General features: G+C 70.2%; 27 protein-coding genes and 1 tRNA gene. 10 read left to right on the forward strand and 18 right to left on the reverse strand.

Annotation, left to right across the window (positions count from 1 at the left end; translation table 11 throughout):
• Positions 1-36: 36 nt before the first annotated feature.
• The 3 genes from ACIP5M_RS31015 to ACIP5M_RS31025 all read left to right on the forward strand — a co-directional run bounded on the left by ACIP5M_RS31015 (position 37) and on the right by ACIP5M_RS31025 (position 1,376).
• A complete protein-coding gene (locus ACIP5M_RS31015) occupies positions 37-612 on the forward strand; it encodes a hypothetical protein (RefSeq protein ID WP_401202853.1) in 576 nt (191 codons plus the stop codon).
• A 95-nt stretch (positions 613-707) separates the two neighbouring features.
• Positions 708-905 (forward strand): hypothetical protein, encoded by a 198-nt coding sequence (locus ACIP5M_RS31020; RefSeq protein ID WP_401202855.1) that lies wholly within the window; start codon positions 708-710, stop codon positions 903-905.
• Positions 906-1,064: 159 nt separating this feature from the next.
• Positions 1,065-1,376, forward strand: coding sequence for a hypothetical protein (locus tag ACIP5M_RS31025; RefSeq protein WP_401202857.1), 312 nt, complete (start codon positions 1,065-1,067; stop codon positions 1,374-1,376).
• Between the two features lie 472 nt (positions 1,377-1,848).
• On the opposite strand, the gene ACIP5M_RS31030 is transcribed toward ACIP5M_RS31025, so the two are convergent.
• From ACIP5M_RS31030 to galU, 11 genes are all read right to left on the reverse strand, one after another.
• A complete protein-coding gene (locus ACIP5M_RS31030) occupies positions 1,849-2,757 on the reverse strand; it encodes a hypothetical protein (RefSeq protein WP_401202860.1) in 909 nt (302 codons plus the stop codon).
• Entirely contained in the window at positions 2,754-4,049 is a 1,296-nt protein-coding gene (locus tag ACIP5M_RS31035) for a hypothetical protein (protein WP_401202863.1), read from the reverse strand. Before ACIP5M_RS31035 ends, ACIP5M_RS31030 begins: the two co-directional genes overlap by 4 nt.
• Positions 4,046-4,315: a hypothetical protein gene (locus ACIP5M_RS31040; protein ID WP_401202865.1), complete on the reverse strand. Its 270-nt coding sequence runs from the start codon at positions 4,313-4,315 to the stop codon at positions 4,046-4,048. Before ACIP5M_RS31040 ends, ACIP5M_RS31035 begins: the two co-directional genes overlap by 4 nt.
• Before the next feature lie 187 nt (positions 4,316-4,502).
• Positions 4,503-4,652 (reverse strand): hypothetical protein, encoded by a 150-nt coding sequence (locus tag ACIP5M_RS31045; RefSeq protein ID WP_401202868.1) that lies wholly within the window; start codon positions 4,650-4,652, stop codon positions 4,503-4,505.
• 308 nt (positions 4,653-4,960) lie between these two features.
• Positions 4,961-5,034, reverse strand: a tRNA-Ala gene (locus ACIP5M_RS31050).
• Positions 5,035-5,112: 78 nt separating this feature from the next.
• Positions 5,113-6,138, reverse strand: coding sequence for a hypothetical protein (locus ACIP5M_RS31055; protein WP_401202870.1), 1,026 nt, complete (start codon positions 6,136-6,138; stop codon positions 5,113-5,115).
• Between the two features lie 156 nt (positions 6,139-6,294).
• Positions 6,295-6,909, reverse strand: a complete 615-nt coding sequence (locus tag ACIP5M_RS31060) for a GNAT family N-acetyltransferase (RefSeq protein ID WP_401202873.1) — start codon at positions 6,907-6,909, stop codon at positions 6,295-6,297.
• 17 nt (positions 6,910-6,926) lie between these two features.
• Positions 6,927-7,463: a molybdenum cofactor biosynthesis protein B gene (locus tag ACIP5M_RS31065; RefSeq protein WP_401203125.1), complete on the reverse strand. Its 537-nt coding sequence runs from the start codon at positions 7,461-7,463 to the stop codon at positions 6,927-6,929.
• Between the two features lie 47 nt (positions 7,464-7,510).
• Complete coding sequence (moaC, locus tag ACIP5M_RS31070) at positions 7,511-7,990, reverse strand: cyclic pyranopterin monophosphate synthase MoaC (RefSeq protein ID WP_401202876.1); 480 nt, start codon at positions 7,988-7,990, stop codon at positions 7,511-7,513.
• Between the two features lie 73 nt (positions 7,991-8,063).
• Positions 8,064-9,422, reverse strand: coding sequence for a gephyrin-like molybdotransferase Glp (gene glp / locus ACIP5M_RS31075; RefSeq protein WP_401202879.1), 1,359 nt, complete (start codon positions 9,420-9,422; stop codon positions 8,064-8,066).
• Positions 9,423-9,426: 4 nt separating this feature from the next.
• Positions 9,427-10,329 carry a UTP--glucose-1-phosphate uridylyltransferase GalU gene (gene galU, locus ACIP5M_RS31080; RefSeq protein WP_401202881.1) on the reverse strand — a complete coding sequence of 301 codons (903 nt, stop codon included), beginning with the start codon at positions 10,327-10,329 and terminating at the stop codon, positions 9,427-9,429.
• 95 nt (positions 10,330-10,424) lie between these two features.
• Here galU and ACIP5M_RS31085 point away from each other — a divergent pair, with 95 nt between their 5' ends.
• Entirely contained in the window at positions 10,425-11,042 is a 618-nt protein-coding gene (locus ACIP5M_RS31085; protein WP_401202884.1) for a 5-formyltetrahydrofolate cyclo-ligase, read from the forward strand.
• On the opposite strand, the gene ACIP5M_RS31090 is transcribed toward ACIP5M_RS31085, so the two are convergent.
• A complete protein-coding gene (locus ACIP5M_RS31090; protein WP_401202886.1) occupies positions 11,037-13,892 on the reverse strand; it encodes a penicillin acylase family protein in 2,856 nt (951 codons plus the stop codon). The two genes, ACIP5M_RS31085 and ACIP5M_RS31090, sit on opposite strands and share 6 nt — an antisense overlap.
• A gap of 278 nt (positions 13,893-14,170) precedes the next feature.
• Between ACIP5M_RS31090 and ACIP5M_RS31095 the strand changes: the two genes are divergently transcribed.
• From ACIP5M_RS31095 to ACIP5M_RS31110, 4 genes are all read left to right on the forward strand, one after another.
• Entirely contained in the window at positions 14,171-15,643 is a 1,473-nt protein-coding gene (locus tag ACIP5M_RS31095; RefSeq protein ID WP_401202889.1) for a potassium/proton antiporter, read from the forward strand.
• A 451-nt stretch (positions 15,644-16,094) separates the two neighbouring features.
• Positions 16,095-17,429, forward strand: coding sequence for an MFS transporter (locus tag ACIP5M_RS31100; RefSeq protein WP_401202892.1), 1,335 nt, complete (start codon positions 16,095-16,097; stop codon positions 17,427-17,429).
• Positions 17,430-17,496: 67 nt separating this feature from the next.
• A complete protein-coding gene (locus tag ACIP5M_RS31105) occupies positions 17,497-17,814 on the forward strand; it encodes an FmdB family zinc ribbon protein (RefSeq protein WP_401202894.1) in 318 nt (105 codons plus the stop codon).
• A gap of 75 nt (positions 17,815-17,889) precedes the next feature.
• Entirely contained in the window at positions 17,890-18,723 is an 834-nt protein-coding gene (locus ACIP5M_RS31110) for an S-methyl-5'-thioadenosine phosphorylase (RefSeq protein ID WP_401202895.1), read from the forward strand.
• Between the two features lie 490 nt (positions 18,724-19,213).
• Here ACIP5M_RS31110 and ACIP5M_RS31115 read toward each other — a convergent pair whose 3' ends face one another.
• Complete coding sequence (locus ACIP5M_RS31115) at positions 19,214-19,444, reverse strand: hypothetical protein (protein WP_401202897.1); 231 nt, start codon at positions 19,442-19,444, stop codon at positions 19,214-19,216.
• Here ACIP5M_RS31115 and ACIP5M_RS31120 point away from each other — a divergent pair.
• Together ACIP5M_RS31120 and mscL are read left to right on the forward strand one after the other, a co-directional pair.
• A complete protein-coding gene (locus ACIP5M_RS31120; RefSeq protein WP_401202900.1) occupies positions 19,437-19,682 on the forward strand; it encodes a hypothetical protein in 246 nt (81 codons plus the stop codon). The two genes, ACIP5M_RS31115 and ACIP5M_RS31120, sit on opposite strands and share 8 nt — an antisense overlap.
• 120 nt (positions 19,683-19,802) lie before the next feature.
• Complete coding sequence (gene mscL / locus ACIP5M_RS31125; protein ID WP_401202903.1) at positions 19,803-20,300, forward strand: large conductance mechanosensitive channel protein MscL; 498 nt, start codon at positions 19,803-19,805, stop codon at positions 20,298-20,300.
• A 43-nt stretch (positions 20,301-20,343) separates the two neighbouring features.
• On the opposite strand, the gene ACIP5M_RS31130 is transcribed toward mscL, so the two are convergent.
• The 5 genes from ACIP5M_RS31130 to ACIP5M_RS31150 are packed head-to-tail and all read right to left on the reverse strand — an operon-like array spanning position 20,344 to position 23,647.
• Positions 20,344-20,559, reverse strand: coding sequence for a hypothetical protein (locus tag ACIP5M_RS31130; protein ID WP_401202906.1), 216 nt, complete (start codon positions 20,557-20,559; stop codon positions 20,344-20,346).
• A gap of 37 nt (positions 20,560-20,596) precedes the next feature.
• Positions 20,597-22,024 (reverse strand): NarK family nitrate/nitrite MFS transporter, encoded by a 1,428-nt coding sequence (locus ACIP5M_RS31135; RefSeq protein WP_401202909.1) that lies wholly within the window; start codon positions 22,022-22,024, stop codon positions 20,597-20,599.
• A 2-nt stretch (positions 22,025-22,026) separates the two neighbouring features.
• Positions 22,027-22,395, reverse strand: a complete 369-nt coding sequence (locus ACIP5M_RS31140) for a hypothetical protein (RefSeq protein ID WP_401202911.1) — start codon at positions 22,393-22,395, stop codon at positions 22,027-22,029.
• On the reverse strand, positions 22,392-23,051 hold the full coding sequence (locus ACIP5M_RS31145; RefSeq protein ID WP_401202914.1) for a ubiquinol-cytochrome c reductase iron-sulfur subunit: 660 nt from the start codon (positions 23,049-23,051) through the stop codon (positions 22,392-22,394). Before ACIP5M_RS31145 ends, ACIP5M_RS31140 begins: the two co-directional genes overlap by 4 nt.
• Positions 23,048-23,647 carry a 4Fe-4S dicluster domain-containing protein gene (locus tag ACIP5M_RS31150; protein WP_401202915.1) on the reverse strand — a complete coding sequence of 200 codons (600 nt, stop codon included), beginning with the start codon at positions 23,645-23,647 and terminating at the stop codon, positions 23,048-23,050. Before ACIP5M_RS31150 ends, ACIP5M_RS31145 begins: the two co-directional genes overlap by 4 nt.
• Positions 23,648-23,650: the final 3 nt, after the last annotated feature.

A 23,650-nucleotide genomic window follows, 5' to 3' on the forward strand; every position in this document is an offset into this window, starting at 1 on the left:
CCGCACGACGTGCACGTCGACTACACGACGAATCCCTTGTCGCCCGACTCGGCGAACGAGGTCAACCGGGCCATGGAGAAACTCTCCGCCGAGTATCCCGACGTCTTCCGCACCATGGAGGTCGTCCAGTCCGAGGCCGCCGGTGAGGACTCCACCCTCGCGTACGCCGTGCTCGAACCCGGTGGTGACCAATCCGTCGGCATCTACCTCGACGCGGGCGACTTCGGTGACCACGAGGCCCTCTCGGAGCAGGGCAAGCTCGAGGAGGAGTCCAACTGGACCGTTCCCGGCGGCGGATCGGTCGAGGGGATCTTCCATCACGAGTTCGGGCACCATTGCGCCGAGCGGGTCTTCGCATCGCCCGAGGCCAACGCGGAGCTCGAGACCGTCGTGTCCGATGCGATCGGACTGCCCTACGACACCAGTGTCGAGCCGCACGACGAGGAAACGGCAGAGGCGATCGAGTCCCTGGTCTCGGAGTACGGGGCCACGGATCCGCATGAGATGGTCGCCGAGTGCTTCGCGGAATACAAGCTGGCCGATAACCCCAGGCCACTCGCGGTCGAGGTCGGCCAGATCATCGACAAGTACCTCAAGAACACGAAGGAGTGACCCACGTGCGCCGATCGCCCGTGCTGTGTGATGCCTGCAAGCACCTACAGCGCCGCCGGAATCCCGGGTCCCGGACCACGGCCGACAGATACGTCATGTACTGCGCCGCCTTCCCGGAAAGCATTCCGGGCGACATCTTCCCCGGCGGCTTCGACCACCGCCGCCCCTATCCCGGGGACAACGGGGTGACGTTCGAGCTGAAGGACGGCAAGGAAAAGATCGTGACCCTGTACGAGGCCACGGTGCCGGAGGACCGCAGGACACGGATTTCCGACGGCGACGCAAAGCGATGACCACGAAGGGCTCGGGCCCGCCACCCACCCGGCACCCGAGCCCTCGGCCGCCGCACACGGGCAGGAACCACTCCGGCAAGGGATCAACGACGCGATGGACCAGAGGGAACAGGCGCAGCAGCCCGGTGGCGGGAACGTGCCCCCGGTCAGGAACCGGAAGTGACGCGGGGACAGTGGGGGTGCGCGGTCGCCCCCGTGGCCGGTCTGACCACTGGTGTGCTCGGGTCGGTGCTGCTGGCAGCCGGCTGGCGGGCCTGCGACGCAGGAGTGAACGGCCCGGCCAACCTGCTCGCGCTGATCTTCTACGGAGCTCTGCTCTCGATCACGGCAGCGGTGTGGTGGGGGGTGCTCATCGGATCCGCAGGCCGCTGGAACCTCACCGTCGCCCTCCTGGGCGGCACGGCCGGCACCGCGGCCATGGTGTGGATCTTCGTGGCCCTGCTCCAGGTCCCCAACGGCTACCGCTGCTGACGAGGTCCGCCCCGACGCACGGGGTGTCAAACGCCGAGATCCCGCCCGGTCTTTCGACCGGACGGGATCTCGTGACGTTCACGAGAGCTACTCGCGAATTGTCATCTGTGGGTGTGTTCACGAGTGGGTCTGACCAGGGCCGCGCGAAGCAGTTAAAGATCGCTTCCCGTAGGCGGGAAGATCGCTTCCCACCTCTGCAGGTGGCTGGGTGTCGGAGGTGCGGACACTCTCTATGGTTCCCTCACCACGCCAGCCAGCATGTGCCACCTGATCCACAGCGCTGGCTGCCCCTCTACAGTCCCCCAGGTGAAGGCGTGCAAGCCTCTCACTCCAAAGGCCGGCTGCTGTGGCTGATCCCCGGTCCCCAGTTCTCCGTACCACCAGCCCAAGCATGGACCCGGCACGCGATTCCCGTCGCGTACCGGACCTGTGCTATTGCCGTCAAGGAACGTGCAGACCGGTCTGCACGAAGTCAGGCCTGCTCCCAGGGCACGGGAACGGGGCGGCGGTGCCACCACCAGCCGACCGACGTCTGTTCGGACGCACCCGTCAGCTCTCTTCGGAGGCTTCCCGACGGGTCTTCCTCTGTTGCGGCGGCGAACTGCCTGTCCAATTCCTCCAGGGCCTTGTCGAGCAGCTCGGTTACCTCACGAGGCAGGTGGGCGCTGATGCCGACGAGCGCGTCCCGGGCTTCCAACCGTTCTCGATAGAGGTCGGCGGGATACCAGCCCGACGGCGCCCATCCGGATTCCATTTGCCGGATGACTCGCTCCCACACGACCAGCTTGTTCCTCGCAGACCAGATGGGGCTGCCGACGCCGTCGTCGAGGGAAAGCCGTGACAGTTCCGAGGCAGCCCGTCGCACCCTTTCCACCGAGGACGTGAAGTCCTCCGCCACGGGGGTGTCCGGCCGCTGTTCCCGTACAATCTCGGCGAATCTCACCACAGCAGCCCGGGGGAGCTGAGGCACCGGCGCCTCTACCGCAGGGATCATGTAGATGGGGGGCTCGTCGGCGGACAATTCGAGCCGGGCGCGAGTGAGCAGACCTTCCGGCGTGACTGCCCAGTAGGCGCTGGGGGGCGCCTCCTCAGCGGGAAACAGGACGGTCGTCGCCACTGCTTTCGCGAACTGCGCGGCGAGGTCGGGCTCAAGCGGCTGATCAGAAACCTGCTCCTGGGCATAGATGTCCAGCGACCAGGCCACATCACCGCGGACTCCCCGGTATTCGCACGAGACGGGCGCATCCCAGTTCCGGAGTTCGAAGTCGCCGTCGGAATCCGCCACTTCCACATCGCTGACCGCGACGCCCAGGCACCCGGCAAGGGCGACGGCCATGCTTTCGGGGCTGACGGCGTCGACAGTGAGAAGATTATAGGTCACTGATACGTCCCATTATAGATAGCCAGGGCTTTCTCGACGACGCCTGGGTTATTGGTGAATCTCGGGTTCTTGGTCAATTGCGGTGCGGCGCTAAGATCTCCTTTCGCTTTGGCTATCTCCTTCAGTGCAGCGTACTCGTTTCTGTCGAGTTTCACGATGCCTGGCCCGGAGTCCGGGTAGACCGTTCCCGATCGCTCCACACCATAAGTGCGCCCATTTATCTCATAACGGTCGGTCTGATCGTTGTATTTGGCTTTACCGCTGGCGATGTCAGCTATGTCCTGGGAAACGGATTTCTGCTGGCCTCGCAGGATGACACTGTTGTCCGGTTTCACCTCGCCACTGGCTGAGCCCGAGACAGTGTGCCGCGCGTTGGGCGCCTTGAGCTCCTTGCCTGCGGCCGGCCCTACGAGGTCGCTCGGCGCCGGCCAGGGACCTCGACCGGGGCCGGACCCGCCAGCCGTCCCGGAAGGCGGCCCCGTACGGAAGGCGTACGGATCGCCGCCCGGGAGTCCCTCGGGGAGGCCGGCGAAAGCAGTACGGGGCCCACCCATGCCATTCGCCACGCCTGGAAACAGCCCAGCGATTCCGCCGCCCTCCTGGGCCAGCTGGAACGCCCTTCCGGCGCCGCCGAAGGCTCCGCCGGTGAGGGCTCCATAGGCTCCGGCCTCTTGCGCCTCGTCGAGGTTGAATCCAGTCTGGAGGCCCGCGGCGATCTTGAGCGGTTGAGCGACCGCAAGGTCGACGGTGACGGATTCGATACCAGCGATGGCCGCGGTCGCGAAGACGGTGCCGGCAATGGTGGCGACCTCCGTCGTCAGCGCCACGCCCACGGTCGCGGCCAATTCGACGATGGTGGCAGTGGCTGCCGCCGCGGCGACTTCGGTGGCTCCGAGGGTGAAGAACGCCAAGGCCGTACCGGCGACGATGACGGCGCCGGCGATCTCCAGCTGACGGTCGAGTTTCTTCTTCGCGTCAGCCACAGCGTCGGCATACTTGTCGATCCCGTCCGCCAGCGAGCGGGGGCCATCGACGAGGTCCTGCAGCCACCCCTTCTTGTCGCTGTAGTAGCGAGCCCAGAAGGGGTCTGCGAACGCGGAGATCGCCTCGCCGGAGTTGTTGTGAATCAGCGTCTGCGCCGCCTTGTTGGCAGCTGCCGCTATGTCTTCCATGTCGTCGGCGAACGCGCGCCAGGCGCTCGCGATGTTACGCAGTTTGCCGACGTCACCCGCGGGCCACTCGATTCCGGTGACGTCAGTGACGATCTCCCGGACCTTGTCACCGGTACTCACTCCTGGCGCCCCGGGCCGTCGGGGCCCCCATGGGCTGCGGGCACAACCTTGCGGAACATCGCCCCGACCAGAACGTCGTTCTCTATGTGGCCGTCCGCCATGTCGGTCATCGCGGTGTGGATGCTCGCCAAGCCGTCCTTGATGATGCCTGCGGAGTTCTGGATCCGATCGACGATCGGCCCGTACTTGTCGTGAAACTCCTTGCCTGGGCCGTCATCCCCCCACGCGGCCCCCGCTTTCGCCAACGACGCACGAAGCGTGCCCAAGGCCGTGCCGAGTGCCTCGCTCTGGTCGTGGAATGTCGGTGCTGTCGCTTTCAGATCAGCCGTTTTGATGTCAAGGGATCTTGCCCTCGTCGCTCACTCGTGTCCCCTCCCGTTGCACTCGCGGCCATATGACCCTAACTACGGCTGAGGGTTCACGACTGCGGGGAGCGCAAAGAACCAGCAAAGATCAACTTGCACCGTCGACCGTCTGGTGGAGCAACGAACCACCGGGCAGCCACATGCTGGGCCTCAGGCGGATCTGCTCCAGGAAGTGGTACACGTCCGTGCAGTCCTGCCAGTGCTTGGCGGTGCTCTGCGGGCTGTCTTCGGTCGGCATACCACGAGCACCGCAGCCCCACCCCGGCCGGCCTCCCGCCGCCAAGAACACGGATGATCCAAACGAACACCTGAGAACTGGCATCACAGGCTGCGAGCCGTCATGCCTCCAGACGGGTCGGAGCGTCGCATCCGCGCGGAACCACCCCCAGGAATCCCCTTCACCCTTGTCCCAGGTCGGCCAAGCACCGGGACGGGCAATCGGACATCGTCTCGAACACACCCCGGAAACGCCGAGATCCCGCCCAGCCTCTCGGCTGAACGGGATCTCGTGACGATTCTTGAGAGCTATTCAAGAACTGTCGTCTGTGGACCTGTGGGGATTTGAACCCCAGACCCCCTCGATGCGAACGAGGTGCGCTACCAGACTGCGCCACAGGCCCTTGCGACGTGTGAAACATTAGCATCCCCGCGCGGGTGCTCCAAAACGCGTATCCCGGAGCGTCCGCGCAGGTCACCGATCACTCGTTCGCGGCGCGCGGGCGGTCGTCGTTCTCGTACTGGTCGAAGAGGGGGGTGCGGCCGAGGTCGCGGCCGCGCGGGCGCGGGGTGGTCGGGGTGCCGGGGGTCTTCGGGTCCGGCTTCGGGGGGGCCGGCTGGGCGCGCAGGCGCGGTTCCGTCGGCTCGGCCGTGCTCGAGCGGGTCGCGCTCCAGGCGTCCGGGGCCGCCGGGCCGGTGGCGCGGGGGGCGACCGGGGCCGTCACGTACGTGGGGAGCGGGACCGGGACCGGCTCCCAGCTGTCGCCGCGGGCGGGGCCGCGGTCGCGCTCGCGCTGCTGGTCCACCCACTCGGCGTGGTCGGTCTGCTCCACGAGCGCGCGCCGGCCGGCCTCCTGCGGGGAGACGGGCGGCGCGGGGTCCGGTTCGGCGCCCCCGGCGGAGGTGTCCTCCGGGTGGCGGCGGCGCTGGCGGCTCTCCCGCAGCTGCCGCGCGGCGGCCTCGGCTCGCCGCCGGTCCATCGTGAACTCGTAGCGGCGCCGCTCCTGGACCCGCAGGTGCACGATGTACGCGCTCAGCAGGAGGGCGGGTACCGCGGGGGCCCACAGGAAGCCCAGCCCCCCGACGGCGGCGACGACCGCGCCGAGGGTGAAGAGCAGGAAGAGGAGCAAAGTGGTGCGCCGGCGGCGCGCGAGCACCTGGAGGCGCTGCTCCCGCCGGACCCGTTCGGCCGCGGCCGATCTGGGCTCCGCCCTGGTCTGGGGTACGACAACGGCCCGGGCGTCGGCGTCCACGGAATTCACCGTTTCCGTCGCGGCGTCCGGGTCCGCGTGGGGCTGGGGCTCCGCCTCTTCACCACCGCGCTCACGAAGCCCCTTGGCGTAACGGCGCTCCATTCCCGCCCGGCCGGAAAGCAGCCGAATGGCAGTGGAGAAGCGTTCCGTCGGACGGGCTTCGTTCAGCTCGTCCTGCCTCCGGAGCCACATGGGCACCAAGTAGGCGGCCCAGGCCCCGACAATGACTGCGTAGATGAGGCCGCTGCTGCTCACACCCCACACCGTAGAGGGGCGCGGCCGAGGGGATCGGCCAATTGGGCCGGTGTGTCGCGCGATCTCGCTGATATCACGGACTTTTTTTGTGATTCTTCGGATCAGGTTATGGACGAATCGGTTGTCCGGTCCCGTGAATTCGAACAGTTATTCGCTTTATTGCGCGGACGGCGGCGCCTGCGCGTGGCGCGCCCGGTGCCAGCGCCGCAGCAGCCCCTCCGGGACCTCCTCCACCGTGACCGCGTAGACGAGGTGATCGCGCCAGGCCCCGTCGATGTGCAGGTAGCGCGGCCGCAGCCCCTCCTCGCGCAGGCCCAGCTTCTCCACGACCCGCCGGCTCGGCCGGTTCTCGGGGCGAATGCACACCTCGATGCGGTGCAGCCCGACCTTCCCGAAGCAGTGGTCCACCGCGAGCGCCACCGCCGTCGGCATCACACCGCGGCCCGCCACGTCGCGGTCCACCCAGTAGCCGATGTGCCCCGCGCACATCGAACCCCAGGTGATCCCGGCGACCGTCAGCTGGCCCACCAGCCGGCCCTGGTACTCGATGACGAAGGGCAGCATCCGGCCCGCGTTCGCCTCCGCCCGCAGATGGCGCACCATCTGGCGGTACGTCGGCCGTTGGACCACCGGCCCCCACGGCGCGGGCGGCGGAATCGTCGCCTCCCACGGCCGGAGCCATTCGCGGTTGCGCCGGTTGACCTCGCGCCAGGCCTTCTGGTCGCGCAGTTTTATCGGCCGGAGCGTGACGTCGCCGTCCGTCAGGACCACCGGCCAGGAGGGGCCGTTCAGCTCGCGCTCCCGGGGGCCCCCGACGGTCTGGGGTGGTCCCCGCCCCGGATCTGGTCCACCGCGTGCAGGAGGAGCCGGGACAGGACGGCGAGCCCGTCGCGCACCCCGCCCGTCGAGCCCGGCAGGTTGACGATCAGGGTGCTCCCGGCCACGCCCGCCAGGCCCCGGGACAGGGCCGCGGTCGGCACCTTGGCCAGGCCCTCCGCGCGGATGGCCTGCGCAATGCCCGGGATCTCGTAGTCCAGCACCTTCGCGGTGGCGTCGGGGGTCCGGTCGGTCGGCGAGATGCCGGTGCCGCCGGTGGTCAGGATGACGTCGTAACCGGCGGCCACGCCCTCGCGCAGCGCCTGTTCGACGGGATCACCGTCCGGGACGACCCGCGGGCCCTCGACCGCGAAGCCGAGCTCCTCCAGCGCCTCGGCCAGCAGCGGGCCGCCCTTGTCGGCGTAGACGCCCTGCGAGGCCCGGTTCGAGGCCGTGACCACCAGTCCGCGCAGCGAGGGCGCCGCTGGAGCCGCGGCCGTCGGCTCCACCGCGGGTCCGTGGCTGTGGCTGTGGACCTCGCCGCCGCGCGGGGCGTTCACGCGCGCGTCCAGTCGCCGGACTTGCCGCCGGTCTTCTCCTCCACCCGCACGTCCGTGATGACCGCGCCCTTGTCGACGGCCTTCACCATGTCGATCACGGTGAGCCCGGCGACCGCGACGGCGGTCAGCGCCTCCATCTCGACGCCCGTACGGTCGGTCGTCTTCACGGTGGCGAGGATCTGCACGGCGTCGTCGGCGACCGACAGGTCCACCTTCACGCCCGAGACGGCCAGCGGGTGGCAGAGCGGGATCAGGTCGGGGGTCTTCTTGGCGCCCATGATCCCGGCGATCCGCGCGGTGGCGAGGGCGTCGCCCTTGGGGACGCCCTCGCCGCGCAGCAGCTCGATCACCCGCGGGGAGACGAGGACCCGCCCGCTGGCCCGCGCCGTGCGGGTGGTGACGTCCTTCTCGGAGACGTCGACCATCCGGGCCGCGCCGGCTTCGTCGATGTGCGTCAGCCTGCTCTGGGTACTCATTGCTGTGCCGCTCCGCTCTGGGCCCGCACGGGGCCTGTGTGGTGCGACACACGCTACCCGCACCGGGCGGGTGTCAGCCGAGCAGGACCACTTCCACCTCGGTGCCCGGCTCCACCGAGGTGACGTCCTCCGGTACGACCATCAGCGAGTCGGCGTGGGCCAGCGCGGCGATCAGGTGCGAGCCCGATCCGCCGACCGGGCTGACCGTTCCGGTCGCGGCGTCGTACGTGCCGCGCAGGAACTGGCGGCGGCCGGCCGGGGAGGCCAGCGCCTTGTCGGCCTTCAGCACCGCCCGGACGCTCGGCCGGCTCACCTCGGACTCCGGCAGGCCCATGAGCGCGCGGATCGCGGGGCGCACGAACAGCTCGAAGGAGACGTACGAGGACACCGGGTTGCCGGGCAGGGCCAGCAGCGGGGTGTGGTCGGGCCCGATCGTGCCGAAGCCCTGCGGCTTGCCGGGCTGCATGGCGACCTTGCGGAAGTCGATCGTGGCGCGGCCCTCGAGCTCGTCGTCACCGCCGCCGGAGACCGACGTCAGCGCCTCTTTGACCACGTCGTACGCGCCTACGCTGACCCCGCCCGTGGTGACCAGCAGGTCGGCGCGGATCAGCTGGTCCTCGATGGTGGCGCGCAGGCTGTCGGCGTCGTCCGCGACGGCGCCGACCCGGTAGGCGATGGCGCCCGCGTCCCGCGCGGCCGCGGCCAGCGCGAAGCTGTTGGAGTCGTAGATCGTCCCGGCGGCCAGCGTCTCGCCGGGCTGGACCAGCTCGCTGCCGGTGGACAGGACGACCACGCGCGGCCGCGGCCGCACCCGGACGGCGCCCCGCCCGATGGCGGCCAGCAGGGCGATCTGCGGCGGGCCCAGGACCGTACCAGCGGCCAGGGCCAGGTCGCCGGCCTGTACGTCGCTGCCGCGCGCGCGGACGTGCGCCCGCGCCTCGGCGGCGCGGTGCACCCGCACCTCACCGGCCGCGCCCTCGGGGGCGGCGCTGGCCGGGCTCATCCCGGCGGCCGCACCGCCGCCCGCACCACCGTCGGTCCACTCGACCGGGACGACGGCCTCGGCGCCGGGCGGCAGCGGGGCGCCGGTCATGATGCGGGCGGCCTGGCCGGGGCCGACGGTGGGCAGCTCACCGCTGCCCGCCGCCACGTCCCCGATGACCGTCAGCACCGCGGGGAACTCCTCGCTCGCGCCCTGGACGTCGGCCGTGCGGACGGCGTAGCCGTCCATCGAGCTGTTGTCGAAGGGCGGGAGGGCGACGGGCACGGTGACGTCCTCGACCAGGACACAGCCCTGGGCGTCGAGCAGCTGGAGCTCGATGGGCTCCAGCGGCCGGACGGTGGCGAGTACGTCCGCGAGGTGCTCGTCCACCGACCACAGACGGGGGTGGTCACCCGCCGGTCGTGGATGCTGCGGTGCGGAACTGGTCAAGGTCCTACATCTCCTCCGTGACGTAACGGCGAAGCCAGGTGCGGAACTCCGGGCCCAGGTCCTCCCGCTCGCACGCGAGGCGGACGATGGCCCGCAGGTAGTCGCCGCGGTCCCCGGTGTCGTAGCGGCGACCCCGGAAGACGACGCCGTGCACCGGACCGCCGACGGTCTCGTCGGCGGCCAGCTTCTGCAGGGCGTCGGTGAGCTGGATCTCCCCACCGCGGCCCGGCGCGGTCTCCCGCAGTATGTCGAAGATCGCGGGGTTGAGGACGTAGCGCCCGATGACCGCGTAGTTGCTGGGGGCGTCCGCCGCGTCCGGCTTCTCGACGAGGCCGGTGACCCGGACCACGTCCCGCTCGTCGGTGGCCTCGACGGCGGCGCAGCCGTAGAGGTGGACGCTGGCCGGGTCGACCTCCATGAGCGCGATGACGGTGCCGCCGGTGCGGGCGTGGATCTCCGTCATCTGGCGCAGCAGCGGGTCGCGGGGGTCGATGAGGTCGTCGCCGAGCAGCACGGCGAAGGGCTCGCGGCCGACGTGCGGCTCGGCGCACAGCACGGCGTGCCCGAGGCCCCGCGGGTCGCCCTGGCGGACGTAGTGCATGGTGGCGAGGTCGCTGGATTCCTGGACCTTCTTCAGCCGGTCGTCGTCGCCCTTGGCGATGAGGGCCGACTCCAGCTCGTAGTTCCGGTCGAAGTGGTCTTCCAGAGGCCGCTTGTTACGCCCAGTGATCATGAGCACGTCGTCGAGTCCGGCCGCCACGGCCTCCTCGACCACGTATTGGATGGCCGGCTTGTCCACTACCGGGAGCATTTCCTTCGGCGTCGCCTTCGTGGCGGGAAGGAATCTGGTGCCGAGGCCCGCAGCCGGAATCACGGCCTTCTTGATCACGGGGTGCAACATAGTCATGCCCCGAACGATAGTGGGTCCCACCGAAAGGCCGGGCCAGATCGCGGTGGGTAAGTCCACTTATGCACGTAATTCGCAAGGATATTGAGACCACCGTGTCCGAGAACCAGCACGCCGCCTCCTCCGCCAAGGCCGAACTGCGCCGGGAACTTCTCGCCGCCCGCCGCGCCTTGTCCCCCGACGCGTGCCGTACGGCGGCCACCGCGCTCGCCGCCAGGGCTGTCGAACTGCCCGAGCTGGCCGGAGCCCGGACGGTGGCGGCGTACGTCTCCGTCGGCACCGAGCCCGGCACCCGCGCCCTGCTCGACGTCCTGCGCGCGGCCGGCAAGCGGGTGCTGCTGCCCCTGCTGCTGCCCGACAACGACCTCGACTGGGCGGTGTACGAGGGCCCGGCGAGCCTCGCCGAGACCGCGCACCCGGGGAAGATGCGGCTGCTGGAGCCGACCGGCCCGGCCCTCGGCCCGGACGCGGTGACGGCGGCGGACGCCGTGCTGCTGCCGGGACTGGCGGTGGACGCGCGCGGGTTGCGGCTCGGCCGCGGCGGGGGCTCGTACGACCGGGTCCTGGAGCGGCTGGAGCGTGCCGGGGCGCATCCCGCGCTGGTCGTGCTCCTCTACGACGACGAGGTGGTCGCGCGGGTCCCGGAGGAGCCGCACGACCACCCCGTGCAGGCGGTGGCCACCCCGTCGGGGGTGCGCCGCTTCAGCTCATGAGCCGGCCGGCTTGAGGGTCAGGGTGTCGACCGTGGCCTTGTCCACGGCTTCCTTGCCGAAGGGCCAGTCCAGCAGGTCGCCCTTGGCCCACATCGTCGTCTGGTCCGTGTAGTGCGCGTTGTACGCGTGCCCCGAGGCGCCGGTCAGGTTGATCCAGCGGGACTTGTCGAGGTCGTTGAGGTTGACGACCATGCGCATCGACGGCACCCAGGTGACCCCGTAGCCGCTGGAGGCGTTCCAGCCGGTCGCGTTGACGGTGGCCTCGCCGCCGCCCAGGTTCCACGGGCCCCGGTTGAGGAGCCACTGCATGAAGCCGGGGCCCTCGGTGCCGATCGTCTGGTTCTTCAGCGTCAGCTGGTGCAGCCGGCCCCAGCTCCAGGTGGACTGGTCCTTGCCGAGCTTGGCGGTCAGCTCCCAGCGGGCGTCCTTCATGGCCCGGGCGAACAGCTCGTCGCGGGTGGTGGTCTCCGGCTGGTTGCGGGCGGCGGGCGACTTCCACCAGGCCGACTTCTCGTCCTTGACCAGACGGCGGACCACCTCGAACCAGCGGTCACCGCCGTCGGGCTGCGCCGAGTCGGAACCGCGGCTGCCGCATTCGCGGACCACCTCGGCCAGGTCGTCGGCCGGGCCGTTGCCGGTGCCGCGCACGTTCTGGCAGTTGCCCTCGATCCGCAGCTCCTGCGGCATCTTGTCGCCGAAGGACAGCTTGAGGATGTTGCGCCAGACCGCGTTGAAGTAGGCGGCGGCCGCGGAGTCGGGCTCCTGGGTGTAGTTCCAGCCGTCGAGGAGCTTCTGCGCGGAGCGCACGTCCGGGTCGGAGACCTCGATCTTGGCCAGCATCGGGGTCAGCAGCGCGGCGATCTCGCTGCTGTTGTCCATCTGCATGGTGCGCATGTCGTCGGTCGAGATCTTGCCGCTGTCCTTGATCTTCGCCTCGATGAGGTCGTTGATCCGCTGGCTGCGGGCGCCGTAGCCCCAGTCGGTGGTCAGCAGGTTCGGGTACTTGCCGGCACCGGTCCCGGGCTCCGCGACGGCCTGGTTGGCGGTGACGATGTAGCCGCGGGAGGGGTTGAGGTCCCAGGGCAGCTCGCTTTGCGGGATGTAGCCGGCGTTGCCGTCCTTGCCGCCCTTCCAGGCGTACTTGGAGTCCCAGCCGGGCGCGGGCATGCGGCCGTCGCCCTGGCCGCGGACCGGAATGCGGCCGGGGGCCTGGTAGCCGATGTTGCCGTTGAGGCCCTTGTTGTCGGCGTAGATCAGGTTCTGCGAGGGGACCTCGAAGTCGGCGGCCGCCTTGCGGAAGTCCTCGAAGTTCTTGGCCTTGTCGAGCTTGAAGACCGCGTCCATGGACTTGCCCGGGTCCAGGGCGGTCCAGCGCAGGGCGACGGCGTAGCCGTCACCGCGGTCGGGGGCCGAGCTGGCGACGGGGGCGCGGTCGCCGACGGCGGCGAGCTGGTCACTGCGGTCGGAGATCAGCGGGCCGTTGTTCGTGGTGCGGACGGTGATCTTCTTGCTCTTGGCGCCCGCGATCTTGATCTCCTCTTCACGGGTGGTGAAGGGGAGCACCTTGCCGTCGTAGACGTAGCCCTCGGGCTTGACCTGCTCCAGGTAGAGGTCGGTGACGTCGGCGCCGAGGTTGGTCATGCCCCACGCGATGTCGGCGTTGTGGCCGATGACCACGCCGGGCATGCCGGAGAAGGTGTAGCCGGCCACGTCGTACTGGCACTGCGCCGAGGCGGCGCGGCAGTGCAGGCCCATCTGGTACCAGACCGAGGGCAGCTGCGGGGACAGGTGCGGGTCGTTCGCGAGGAGCGGCTTGCCGGTGGTCGTGTACTTGCCGGAGACGACCCAGGAGTTCGAGCCGATGCCGCTGCCGTTGGGGCCGAGGATCGCGGGGATCTCGTCCAGGGTCGCGGCGAGGGAGGTCAGCTTGCCGCGCAGGCCCACGGTCGCGCCCTGGGCGCTCGCGTTGTCGGCGAGGCCGGTGACGGTGGGGGTGCCGGGACCGGTGTTCACGGAGGTCTGGGATCCGACGGCGCCGCCGGAGCCGGTGCCCCCGCCCGCGGAACCCGAACCGCCGGCGGCGGCGCCCTGCGGCGTGTACTTGCCGCCGTCGGTCTTGCCGCCCTCGACGATCGGCTTGTTCCGGTCGAAGGGGTACGGCGGGTAGAGCTCGTCGATCTGCGCCGGCGAGAGCTTGCCCGACATCAGCGCACGGTCGATCTCGTCCTGCATGTTGCCGCGCAGGTCCCAGGCCATCGCCTTCAGCCAGGCCACCGAGTCCACGGGCGACCACTGCTCGGGCTGGTAGTCACCGCTGAGCTTGAGGGCGGCGTGCTCGACGGAGAGGTCCTTGCCGGACTTGCCCTTCAGGTACGCGTTGACCCCGTCGGCGTAGGCCTGGAGGTACTTCTTCGTCTCGGGGGACAGCTTGGTGTCGTACTCGGCCTGCGCGACCTGGCGCCAGCCCAGCGTGCGCAGGAAGGCGTCGGTCTCGACCTGACCGGCCCCGAACATCTCCGAGAGCCGCCCGGAGGTCATGTGGCGGCGTACGTCCATCTCCCAGAAGCGGTCCTGCGCGTGGACGAAGCCCTGGGCGCGGAAGAGGTCCTCGTCGTTGTCGGCGTAGAGCTGGGGGATGCCGTGGGCATCGCGCTTGACGTCGACGGTCCCGGTCAGGCCCGGCACCTTGAGGGAGCCGGTCGTCTGGGGGAAGGAGGCGCGCACGCTGTCCACGCTCCAGTACGCCCCGTAGCCGAGGCCCGCGAAGAGGGCCAGGACCAGCACGAGCACGATCAGACGGGCGCGTCGTCCCTTCTTCTTGACGGGAGGAGCGGTTTCGTTGGCGGGCATCGCTGTCCTTAGAGGGGCAGGGTGGTCCTGGGAGTGCTGGGAGCAACCATAGGCGCAGGACCGCCTTCGTTGATCCGCCAGGGGTCGAGGTCCGAAGGACAGGGACGAACAGGCGTTTCACAATGTGGTTATCGCGTAAAGGGAGCGTCAACTATTAGGTAAGGTAACGAAGTACTTGCCGAACTTGTCGCCAGGAGGAACGATCCGCCAGGCGCGTTGAGGAGGGCCGCCCGCTGACCGTCCACACGCTCAATGAGCTTCTGCTGGTCTGCTCGCTCGTGCTGCTCGTCGCCGTCGCGGCGGTACGCATCTCTTCACGCAGCGGCCTCCCCAGCCTGCTCATCTACCTCGGCATAGGCATCGCGATAGGCCAGGACGGCATCGGCAACGTCGTATTCGACAACGCCGAGCTGACGCAGGTCATCGGTTATGCCGCACTCGTCGTGATCCTCGCCGAGGGTGGTCTGGGCACCAAGTGGAAAGAGATCAAGCCGGCCCTGCCGGCGGCCATCGTGCTGTCGCTGGTGGGTGTCGCCGTCAGCGTGGGGGTGACGGCGGCGGGGGCGCACTACCTGGTCGGACTGGAATGGCGGCAGGCCCTGCTGATCGGCGCGGTCGTCTCCTCGACCGACGCAGCGGCCGTCTTCTCCGTCCTGCGCAAGGTCCCGCTCCCCGCCCGGATCACGGGCGTCCTGGAGGCGGAGTCCGGCTTCAACGACGCACCCGTCGTCATCCTCGTCGTCGCCTTCGCGACCGTCGGCCCGGTCGACGACTGGTACGTCCTGCTCGGCAAGATCGCCCTGGAGCTCGCCATCGGCGTCGCGATCGGCCTGACGGTGGGCTTCCTCGGGGCCTACGGGCTGCGGCACGTGGCACTGCCCGCCTCCGGCCTCTACCCGATCGCCGTGATGGCCATCGCCGTCGTGGCGTACGCGGCCGGCGCGCTCGCGCACGGCTCCGGCTTCCTCGCCGTGTACCTGGCGGCGATGGTGCTCGGCAACGCGAAGCTCCCGCACTGGCCGGCCACCCGGGGCTTCGCCGACGGACTCGGCTGGATCGCCCAGATCGGCATGTTCGTGCTGCTGGGCCTGCTGGTGACCCCGCACGAGCTGGCCCAGGACTTCTGGCCGGCCGTGATCATCGGGCTGGTGCTCACGATGGTGGCGCGGCCGCTGGAGGTCCTGGTCAGCCTGCTGCCCTTCCGGATCCCGTGGCAGGAGCAGGCCCTGATGTCGTGGGCCGGCCTGCGCGGAGCCGTGCCCATCATCCTGGCGACCATCCCGATGGTGTCCGGAATCGAGGGCAGCGACCGCGTCTTCAACATCGTCTTCGTACTGGTCGTCGTCTACACCCTGGTGCAGGGGCCGACCCTGCCGTGGCTGGCGCGCAAGTTGAACCTCGGGGACTCCTCCGAGGCGGCCTCGGACCTCGGCATCGAGTCGGCGCCGCTGGAGAAACTGCGCGGGCACCTGCTGTCCTTCTCCATACCGCCGGCCTCGCGGATGCACGGCGTCGAGGTGAGCGAGCTGCGGCTGCCGCCGGGGGCCTCGGTGACGCTGGTGGTCCGGGACGCGAAGAGCTTCGTACCGGCGCCCTCGACCGTGCTGCGGCACGGCGACGACCTGCTGGTGGTCGCGACGGACCAGGTACGGGACGCGGCCGAGGCGCGGCTGCGTGCGGTGGCCCGGGGCGGCAAGCTGGCGGGGTGGCTGGGTACCGGCGGGAACGGGTCGACCCGGCTCCACCGGTGAGGGGCCGACGACCTGCCGACCTGACCTGACGACCTGACGCATCTGGGCGTCGAAAATCGGACGCCGAGTGGCCGAAACCGGTTAGAGCAGCGTTCTAATTCGGCATTTTCGGTGTCGTATGTCCAGATTCGAACGGATTTATGTGAGCCTCGAATGCGAAGCTCCCGTTAATCACAGGTGAAGACACATCTTGTCGTCGTAATCACAGGGCGTAGTAGCACACATCCCTGTATGATGAAGGCACACCAGATCGAACCAACTCTGCCTGACGCAGAGCTGGCGCGACCGCAAAGCGGCCGTGGCACCCTCCCGCAGTGGGCGCCCAGGTATCACTCGGTTCTGCGCAAGAGGACAGCTCTCGGGGCTCCCACATGTACGGGTGCGGTCGCTCACAAGGCGAAGCACCGTCCGCAGACGGGGACGCTCTACCAGGCAGCGGAAAGGCCAGGCCGTGACATCCGCGGTCACGACCGACAAGTCCGCCCGCCCCGGCTACGGGCAGCTCCTGCGCACGCCCGGCGCCCTCAGTTTCGTGCTCCCCGGCTTCGCCGCCCGGCAGCCCTTCGCGATGCTGACGATCAGCATCGTCCTGCTCGTCCAGCACACCACCGGATCCTTCGGCAGCGCCGGCATCGTCGCCGCCGTCACCGGCGTCTCCATGGCGCTCTTCGCCCCCCAGATGGGCAAGCTCGCCGACCGGCTCGGCCAGAGCCGCGTCCTGGTGCCGGTCGTCCTCGCGCACGCCGCCGCAGTGAGCGCCCTGACCGCGCTCGCCCTGCTCGGCGCACCGCTGTGGGCGCTCGCGCTCGCCGCGATCCCCGCCGGCGCCTCCGTCCCGCAGGTCGGACCCATGGTCCGGTCGCGCTGGGCCGCCAAGCTGGAGGGCTCCCCGCTGCTGCCGACCGCGGCCGCGTTCGAGTCCGTCACCGACGAGTTCACCTTCGTGGTGGGCCCGGTGCTGGCGACCTTCCTGTGCACCGCGATCCACCCGTCGGCCGGCCTCATCACCGAGGCGACGCTGACGATCGTCGGCGGCCTGCTCTTCGCCGCCCAGCGCGGCACGCAGCCCAAGCCCGTCGCCCGCGCGGCGAACGGCGAGAAGCACGCCTCCGCCCTGTCCTTCCCGGGCCTGCGCGTCCTGATCGTCGCCTTCATCGGCATCGGCGCCGTCTTCGGCGGCATGCAGGTCTCGCTCGCCGCCTTCTCGGAGGAGATCGGCAACCCGGGCGCCAACGGCCTGCTCTACGGCATCTTCGCGGCCGGCAACATGATCGCCGGCATCGCCATGGGCGCCATCGCCTGGAAGATCGGCCCGCGCCGCCGCCTGCTGCTCGGCTACGTCGGCCTCACCGCCGCGGCCTCGGTCCTGTGGGCCGTGCACTCGGCGATCGTGCTGGGCGCGCTCGGCCTCGTCGTCGGCCTGTGCATCGCCCCCGCGCTGATCACCGGCTACACGATGATCGAGCAGCTGGTCCCCGCCGCCTCCCGCACCGAGGCCTTCACCTGGCTCACCGGAGCGGTCGCCTTCGGGCAGGCCGGCGCCGTGACCCTGGCGGGCCGTCTGACGGACGCGCACGGGTCCTCGTACGGCTTCCTGGTGCCCATGGCGGCCACCGCGCTCGCGCTGGTCACCCTGGTGGTCCTGCGCGCGAAGCTGGCGCCGAAGGCCCCGAGCCGGATCGTGAACTCCTCCGCCCCGGCCGCCGCCCCGGCGGCCCCGCCCGCCGCCCGTACCCGGGTGAACGAGCGTGGGATCGGTCACCGAGTGCCGGTGACGGTGGACTGATCGGCCGGAATACGTCACCATGGAGCGTCGTTAGCACTCATTGAGTGAGAGTGCCAGGAGGAAATTCGTGCCGACCTACCAGTACCAGTGCACCGAGTGCGGTGAGGGCCTTGAGGCCGTGCAGAAGTTCACCGACGACGCGCTGACCGTGTGCCCGAGCTGCGACGGACGCCTGAAGAAGGTGTTCTCCGCGGTCGGCATCGTCTTCAAGGGCTCCGGTTTCTACCGGAACGACAGCCGTGGCGCCTCGTCGAGCAGCACCCCCGCCTCGAAGCCGGCCGCAAGTTCTTCGTCGTCCACGACGTCGACCGCTGCCGCCGCCCCGGCCGCTTCGTCCTCCTCGACCTCGTCGAGCGCGGGCAGCAGCTCCACGTCGGCCGCCTGACAGCTTCCCCCCGAGGCCCCGCCCGCCCCTGACCGGGCAGCGGGGCCTTCGGCATGCGCGGATAGTCTGGGCGGCATGGTGAACGCAGAGATCGGTGTCATCGGCGGTTCGGGCTTCTACTCCTTCCTCGAGGACGTCTCCGAGATACAGGTGCAGACCCCGTACGGGCCCCCCAGCGACTCGCTGTACGTGGGCGAGCTGGGCGGCCGCCAGGTGGCCTTCCTGCCGCGGCACGGGCGCAGCCACACCGTCCCGCCCCACAAGATCAACTACCGGGCCAACCTGTGGGCGCTGCGCTCGGTCGGCGTCCGCCAGGTGCTGGGTCCCTGCGCGGTGGGCGGCCTGCGGGCGGAGTACGGTCCGGGCACGCTGCTGGTGCCCGACCAGCTGGTCGACCGTACGAAGTCCCGGGCGCAGACCTACTTCGACGGGGAGCCGCTGCCCGACGGGAGCGTGCCGAACGTCGTGCACACCACCTTCGCCGACCCGTACTGCCCGGTGGGGCGGTCGGTGGCGCTGGCCGCGGCGCGGGGGCGGGACTGGGAGCCGGTGGACGGCGGCACCATGGTCGTCGTGGAGGGGCCGCGCTTCTCGACGCGCGCCGAGTCGCGGTGGCATGCGGCGGCCGGCTGGTCGGTCGTCGGGATGACGGGGCACCCGGAGGCGGTCCTCGCGCGTGAGCTGGGGCTCTGCTACACGTCGATGGCGCTGGTCACGGACCTGGACGCGGGAGCCGAGACCGGCGAGGGCGTGTCCCACACCGAGGTCCTGAAGGTGTTCGGCGAGAACGTCGGCCGACTGCGCGAGGTGCTCTTCGACGCGGTGGCGGCCCTGCCCGCGACGGACTCGCGCGACTGCCTGTGCACCCACGCGCACTACGGCTGGGACCTGGGCATCGAACTGCCGTAGCGGCTGCCGCCGTCGTTGTCCGTGGCACCTCCTCACCTGCGGCGATGGGAGATTTCGGGGGGATGGCCGTGGCGCGCTCCACGGTGGCGGACCGGGGCGCCGGTGTTCACGGTGGCGTACCTGGACAGCGAAGTCGGCTTCGTCGAGGCCGTCACCCCGGCCGGAGGCCGCTGGCATGCCCTGCTGAACCGGGACACGGCCGAGGACTACGGGATACCGCTCGACCGTTACCCCGTGGAGCCGGCTGTCCCTTCCGCACCCACGCCTTCGGTTCACGTGCCGCAGGGCGCGGATCCCCGTGAGGGTGACGCGGTTGTCCACAAGGCCGGGTCCGTCCACAGGCGGGAGCGGGATTCCGCGGGAGGCCGGATCGTGGGGTGTGTCCGGGCGTCGGGTCCGGGCGGCTCTGCTGATTCGGTCTGGTGGTGGTTCCCATGTCCCGTACGTGCTCGTCCCCTTCGCCCCTCTCCTCTACGTGTCCCCCCGCGCGTCATGTCCCCTCGTTTCCGCCGCTGCGCGTCGGGAGGGGCGGGGGCCGGCTGCGCAGGGCGCTGCGGCGCAGGCGGCGGGCCGCCGCGGCCGGGCTGGCCGTGGTGGCCGCGGCGCTGGTCGTGGGCGGCACGGAGGCGCAGGCCTCGCGGGGCTCCGCGCCGCCGGAGGTGAGGGCGGTCCGGGCCGCACCGCCCGCGGTGGTGCGGATGGTGTCGGCCCCGGTGCGCATCGCGGACGCGGCCACGGTGCGGCTGCTGCGGCCCGGGGACCGGGTCGATGTGGTCGCGGCGGAGCGGGCCGGGGAGCCCCGGGTGGTGGCCGCGGGGGCCCGGGTCGCCCACGTGCCCGCCGCCGAGCAGGACGTGGGGGACGGCGGGGCACTGGTGGTGCTGTCGGTGCCCCGGGAGACGGCGCGGGCCCTGGTGGGAGCCGGTACGACGGCCCGACTGGCGGTGACGTTGTGTTGATTCGCACGCACGAGCAGTCAAGTCACCGCTATGTGGGCGCCAATTGGACACGCCGGGCCCGGACTGCCGTAGCTTTCGGAAGCGTTGGCTCCGTGTTCTGCACATGCGACGAAAGGCTCAGTGGTGAGCAAGAAGAAGGACAGCGTCCTGGCGGGCTTCAAGGCCTTCCTGATGCGCGGCAACGTGGTCGACCTCGCGGTCGCCGTCGTCATCGGCGCCGCGTTCACGAACATCGTGAACTCGGTGGTCAAGGGCATCATCAGCCCGGTGATCGGCGCCGTCGGCACGAAGAACCTGGACGTCTACAAGACCTGCATCAAGGAGCCCTGCGGCCTCGGCCCGGACGGTCAGCCGACGGGCGTGGAGATCCTCTGGGGTTCCGTTCTCAACGCCGCGCTGACCTTCCTGATCACGGCCGCGGTCGTGTACTTCCTGATGGTGCTGCCGATGGCGAAGTACCTCGCCAGGATGGAGGCCCGCCGCAAGGCCCGGGAGGGCGTCCAGGAGACCATCGAGATCACCGAGCTGGAGGTGCTCAAGGAGATCCGCGACCACCTGGTCGCGCAGCGGACCCCGGGCGGCACCGTCGGACAGCCCGGTTCGCGCGACGCCTTCTAGCCGGAGACCCCCTGGCTGCGGCGGGGTGGGCGGGGCCCGCCGCTCAGATGTGGTGCGGGGGCTTCTCGTCGAGGAAGCGGGCCAGGTCGGCCGCGCTTCCGCCGGCGGTCGGCCGCTCGCCCCAGCCGCGGTCGGTGTCGTCCGAGGACTGCTGGTCCAGCGGGTCGTCGAAGACCAGCCTGGGCTTGGGCTTGGGCTTGGGCTTGGGCTTCGCGGCGGGCTCGGGCTGCGGGTCGTCGGAGGCGGGGGCGCTGCTCATGCCTCCAGGGTACGGCCCGGGCCGGACCGGACCCTGGTCAGCTGGGGGCCTCGGCGCCCGTGCGGGCGTAGAACCACCAGCACACCGCCAGACAGGTGGCGTAGAAGCCGATGAACATCCACAGGGCGTGCGTGACCGCCATGGCGGCGAACATCGCGGGGATGAAGAAGAAGCCGTAGGCGGCGATGGCGGAGGAGAAGCCGGTGACGGCGCCCGCCTCCATCTCCGACTGCTTCAGCGCGGCGGCCTGCGCTTCGGGGCCCAGGCCCCGGGCCTCCCGCATGTGCTGGTTCCGGAAGATCACCGGGATCTGACGGAAGGTCGAGCCGTTGCCGAGGCCGGAGAAGGCGAAGGCCACCAGGAAGCCGGTGAAGAAGGTCCAGAAGCTGCCCTGGTCGCCCTTGTGCGGCAGCGCGAAGATCACCACGATCAGGGCCGCGCCCATCCCGACGAACGACAGCAGGGTGACCTTCGCGCCGCCGATCCTGTCGGAGAGCCAGCCGCCGCCCCAGCGCATGATCGCGCCGATGAAGGGGCCGATCCACGCATAGGTGGTGGCCTGGTAGCCCTGCGTCTCGAAGTTGTTCTTGATGAGCAGGGGCAGGCCGGCGGCGAAGCCGATGAAGGACCCGAAGGTGCCGACGTACAGCCAGGTCATCAGCCAGTTGTGCTTGCGCTTGAAGATGATCTTCTGCTGGCTGAAGGGGGCCGCGGCCACCTTGAGGTCGTTCATCAGGAACCAGGCGAGCAGCGCCATGATCACCAGCAGCGGCACCCAGAGGAAGGCGCCGTTCTGGAGCCAGATGTCGGTGTTTTCCTTCGCGTCGTGCTGAGGACCGCCCGCCGGGGCGCCGAGGACGGCCGCGGTGACCACCAGCGGGGCGACCAGCTGGACCACGCTCACCCCGAGGTTGCCCAGGCCGCCGTTGAGGCCGTTGGCGCTGCCCTTCTCCCGCTTGGGGAAGAAGAAGCCGATGTTGGCCATGGAGGAGGCGAAGTTCGCGCCGCCGATCCCGCAGACGGCCGCGATCAGCGCCAGCTCCCAGTAGGGGGTGCCGGTGTCCTGGAGCGCGAAGCCCAGCCACAGCATCGGCACGACCAGGACGACGGTGCTGAAGGCGGTGAACTTCCGCTCGCCGAAGATCGGTCCGATGAAGGTGTACAGGATCCGGAAGGTGCCGCCGGTGATGCCGGGGATGGCGGTCAGCCAGAACAGCTGCGACTTGGAGAAGCCGAAGCCGACGTCGTTCAGCTTGACCACGGTGACCGACCAGACCTGCCAGACCACGAAGCCGAGCATCAGCGCCGGGATCGAGATCCAGAGGTTGCGCTGGGCGACCTTGCGGCCGGTGGACTGCCAGAAGCCGTCGTCCTCGGGACGCCAGTCGCCGATGGTCGCGCCGGGCTTGTAGGTCTCCGCCCGGTGCGAGCGCGCCGGGGAGTCGGTGTTCGTGCGCAGGGACATGGTCATCGGTCCTTCGGGTCGAGGAGCCACAGCGCGATCACGACGAGGAAGGACAGGAGCAGGAACCCCGCACCCCACCAGGCCGTGCCGGTATTGCCCTTCATCCACTCGTTGACGGTCACGGTCAGCGCCCAGAGCTGTCCGATGACCACGGTGAGGGCCAGGACCAGACGGGCGTTGAGCTTGGAGGACCGCTCCGGCTCCTGTTCGGTGCCGGCGCCCGGGCCGGGGCCCGTGTGCCGGATCCGCGGGTCTCCGTAGCCGCTGGTGGAGCGGATCTGCGGATAGCGCTCGTGCACCGGCCGGTTCAGCCGGGGCCGGGCACTGCCCGGGTGGTAGTCGGGGCGTGGAGGCAGCTGTGCGTCGCTCACGTCCGCCCGCTTTCGTTCGCGGTGGCGCGATTCGCTCCGGGGCAGCCCAGTTGGCGGGTCGTCTCGGGGCGGGAATCGCCGAACTGCCGGCACAGGGCGTCCTTGGCCGGCTCCCCCGACCGGGCGGTGGCGATGGCCCAGACACTGCCGTCGGCCTGCTCGGTCAGGAAGACCATGGGGAGTGGGCGGGGCGGCGGCCCCGCGGTCACCTCGCCGGTGCGGACGTCGAAGACGCCCTCGTGGCAGGGGCAGTACAGCTCTCCGTCCAGGCCGCGGTCCTCGCGCCAGAGCACGCCGCAGGCCAGGTGGGTGCAGACGGCGGAGTATCCGACGAGGGTGCCGTCGGCCAGCCGCACCGCCAGGGCCCGGTCGTCGTCGCCGGGGAAGCGGAAGGCCACGGACTGGCCCGGCGCCAGCCGGTCGGTGACCTTCTTCGGCGGGGGCAGGGTCTCGCTGTCGCCGTGCCGGTGCAGGATGCCGGCGGCGACGCCGACCCCGCCGATGGCCAGGCCGCCGGAGACGGTGGCGACGATCCGCAGGTAGTCACGGCGGGTGGTGAGGGAGTCGGCGCTGATCCGGTCGCGCAACCGGTCGGCTGCGGCGTCGGCGTCGGGGTCGGAGCCCGGTGCGGGAGCGGGCTGTTCGGTCACGCTCATCGGACGTCCACTCCGTTCACCTCGACGATGGGGAGGCCGCCCGGGACGGGCCACTGGACCTTGTCGGCGGGCACGACCATCGCCACGCCGGTGGAGACGACCACGTCGCCGAAGACGAAGGAGTCGGCGACCTGCACGCCGGGGCGCTCCGCCTGGAGCTCCTCGAGGGTTCCGTAGAAGAGGGCGCCGGTGGGGCAGACGGTGGCGCACATGGGGGCCAGGCCGTAGGCGGTGCGGTCGTAGCAGAGGTTGCACTTCATCTGCAGCTTCGCCTGGAGGTCGATCTTCGGGACACCGAAGGGGCAGGCGTTGACGCAGTTGGCGCAGCCGATGCAGCGGGTGGTGTCGGCCTGTTGGACGACGCCGTCGGCGGTCACCAGGATCGCGTCGGCGGGGCAGACCTCGGCGCAGGGGGCGACCGGGTCCTCACAGTGCATGCAGACGGTCGGGAGGGAGGCGACGGACGTACCGGGGTCGGTGTAGTCCAGGTGGATCATCGACTTGCCGCGGTGGGAGTCGCATTCGCGGCAGGCGGAGACACAGGCCTGGCAGCCGATGCAGCGACCCGGGTCGATGAAGATGGTGCGGCCCATCATGGC

Source organism: Streptomyces sp. NPDC088762 (assembly GCF_044750905.1).
Classification (GTDB): domain Bacteria; phylum Actinomycetota; class Actinomycetes; order Streptomycetales; family Streptomycetaceae; genus Streptomyces.